This is a genomic window from Bacteroidota bacterium (assembly GCA_018692315.1).
Classification (GTDB): Bacteria; Bacteroidota; Bacteroidia; order Bacteroidales; family JABHKC01; genus JABHKC01.
Genome location: JABHKC010000119.1, coordinates 1 through 2,974, shown reverse-complemented (window position 1 = coordinate 2,974; position 2,974 = coordinate 1). Strand labels below are relative to the sequence as shown.

At 31.5% G+C, this 2,974-nt stretch carries 2 protein-coding genes; one reads left to right on the top strand and one right to left on the bottom strand.

Translation table 11 applies throughout. The features are described 5' to 3' along the window. Positions 1-13 precede the first annotated feature (13 nt). Entirely contained in the window at positions 14-559 is a 546-nt protein-coding gene (locus HN894_09475; protein MBT7143557.1) for a hypothetical protein, read from the top strand. Positions 560-695: 136 nt separating this feature from the next. On the opposite strand, the gene HN894_09470 is transcribed toward HN894_09475, so the two are convergent. Next, the coding region (locus HN894_09470) for a T9SS type A sorting domain-containing protein (GenBank protein MBT7143556.1) at positions 696-2,974 on the bottom strand (2,279 nt) is incomplete at its 5' end.

Genomic DNA, 2,974 nt, shown 5'->3' with positions numbered 1-2,974 from the left:
GAAATTTACAATTATGGCTATTCAGAAATATAAGACAACAGGAAATAGAGGATTATTTGATGAACAAGAAACCTATCAAAACCTATCCAATATTGGAAATCCCTTAGAAAGAATAAGTGATATTCTTGATTTTGAGATGTTTAGAGGCCTGCTTGAATCAAAACTTCTAAATACAAATAAAAAAAGCAATGCAGGAGCCAAACCATTTGATGTTGTTGTTGAAGTTCAAAATCTAAGTTTAAAATCAATATCAGACTTTTCAGTTTCATACTCGCTCGATTTCGGCAATAATTTTGTAAACCAACAATTTAATAAAACTATCGAAGCCGGACAAAAAAAAGAAATAACTTTCCAGAAACAAGAATCCTACCTTTCAGGGAAATACGATTTTTTGATAGTTGGAAATTTGCAAAACGATATGAAAACTGTTGATGATACTATCCTACGAAAAATTACAAATCCAACAATAGTAGAATTCCCATTTGAAGAATCTTTCAAAATCTGCAAGCAAAAAATTCACCCTAAGCTTCCAATGTTCCTGCAAATTATACGAATTTGATATGGTTGAGATTGATAATGTTTGAGTTGGGGAATAGTTGATTTGTTGATATGGCTCCTTTTTAGAAGCAATAAAAATTGTTTTAAAAATAGCCCTGTGATTTCCAAGGCCATTACATTTATAACAATTGATTTCGCTAATAGACAATCAATCTTTTTGTAAATCTTTTATCATTTGACAATGTTATATAATAAATGCCGGGCTTCCAATTGCTAATATTTATTTGTTCATTAATTTCTGTAATATTTTGTTTGTTTTTATTATACAAACACTTTCCGAGCATATCGTAAATAGAAATATTAGTATTTTGCTTTTTGTCAGACTTATAAAATATTGTTATTCCACTATTTGCAGGGTTTGGAAATACATTAAAATCAATATCATTTTCTTTAACTAAAATTTGTTCGTTTTGGGTTGGAATTTCATACAAACAATTTGTTTTTCCTTCAATTTTTATATCATCAATAGATAAAATATATTGGTCTGTCGAGTTGTTTCTGAATAAGAAATAGACTGACGAATAATCGACTGTTTCAATACTGTGTTCTATTGGGACAGGGTCATAGTCATTTGTCAGCGCACCTTTGAATAATAGAATTGCTTCATTAATAAGGTTAGATGAATTTGACAATAAAAATATATTATCAGACATCCATATTTCTAAAGTATCGGGATAATTGTTATCAAAAACTCTTCCCTTCCAACTTATTATATTATTTGTGGATTCTGATAAGTCAATGATTGGAGTAATGATTCTATCATCTGCTTGATTTGGTTGATCGAACCATGAAGTACTTATAATTTCATTATTTGAATTGTCATTAAAAATTGTCCATGCATCATCTATTTTTGTAATTACTTGAACATTAGGTACAAGTCCATCAAAATCAATGACTGACCATTGCCAAGGTATGCCATTGGAAAAATCTTCAAATAATAATACAGTATCTTTTGCAACATTTACTTGAATATCTATATAGTCTGAATTTATACATGAGTTTTCATCGGTAACAGTAATAGAAAATAATCCTGCTGTATTGACTAAAATTGAAGATGTAGTTTCATCTGTATTCCATAAATACTCGCAAAAATAACCATTTGCACTAATTTCAATAGATTCCTCTTCACAAATAGACCAATCATTTCCTAAATCTATTGACGGTAAAGGATTTATTGAAATATTTATAAAATCAAAATTCTCACAACCATTAGCATCCGATACGGATACAAAATAAGTGCCGGCCAAAGAAGTTTCAATATTTTGCGTTGTTTCGCCAGTATTCCATAAAAATTGAGAACCGTAATTTTCTGCATCTAAGAGAATACTCCCTCCTTCACAAATCGAAGCATCTGAACCTAAATTAACAATAGGTAAATCATCAATAGTAACTTCAATTGTATCTGAATTTTGGCAACCATTTACGTCGCTTACGGTAACGGAATATGTTCCAGCTAAATCAACAGAAATTGATTGAGTTGTATTACCATCTGACCACAAATAATTTTCAAAAGAACCAGGATCAAGTATGACAAATTCGCCATCACAAATTGATACATCAGAACCTAAATCGGGCGTAGGTAGTTGATTAACTATCAACATAAAATCATCTTCCGCAGTGCAAGCTGAAATGTTTGTTACTGTTACTGAATAAAGTCCGGTTTGGTTTATTGTGATTGTTTGAGAAGTATCGCCTGTGCTCCAAATGTATGTTGAACCTGAATTTTCTGCATCCAAAACGATTGATGCACCATCACAAATTGAAGCATCCTGACCTAAATTTAATATCGGCAAATCATCAACAGTTACAAAAATAGCATCGGAACTTTCGCAACCATTTGCATCAATTACAGTAATTCCATAATTTCCAGTAGTATATACTAAAATGGATTGCGTTGTTTCACCGGTTGACCAAAGATAATTATCAAAAGAACCGGAATTTAATTCTACAAAATCGCCTTCGCAAATTGAAGTATCGGCTCCTAAATCTGGAGTCGGATTTTGATTAACAATAAGAAGAAATATATCTTCTGCAAAACACCCAACAACATTTGTAACTGAAGCTGAATAAAGCCCTGTTTCTGAAATATCAATTGATTGGGTTGTTTCACCAGTACTCCATAAAAATTCTGAACCGAAATTTCCAGCATCCAAAGTATGATTTTCCCCTTCGCAAATTGAAACATCTGAACCTAAATCAACAATTGGCAAATCATCAACAGTTACAAAAATAGCATCGGAACTTTCGCAACCATTTGCATCAATTACAGTAATTCCATAATTTCCAGTAGTATATACTAAAATGGATTGCGTTGTTTCACCGGTTGACCAAAGATAACTATCAAAAGAACCGGAATTTAATTCTACAAAATCGCTTTCGCAAATTGAAGTATCGGCTCCTACATCTGGAGTTGGAT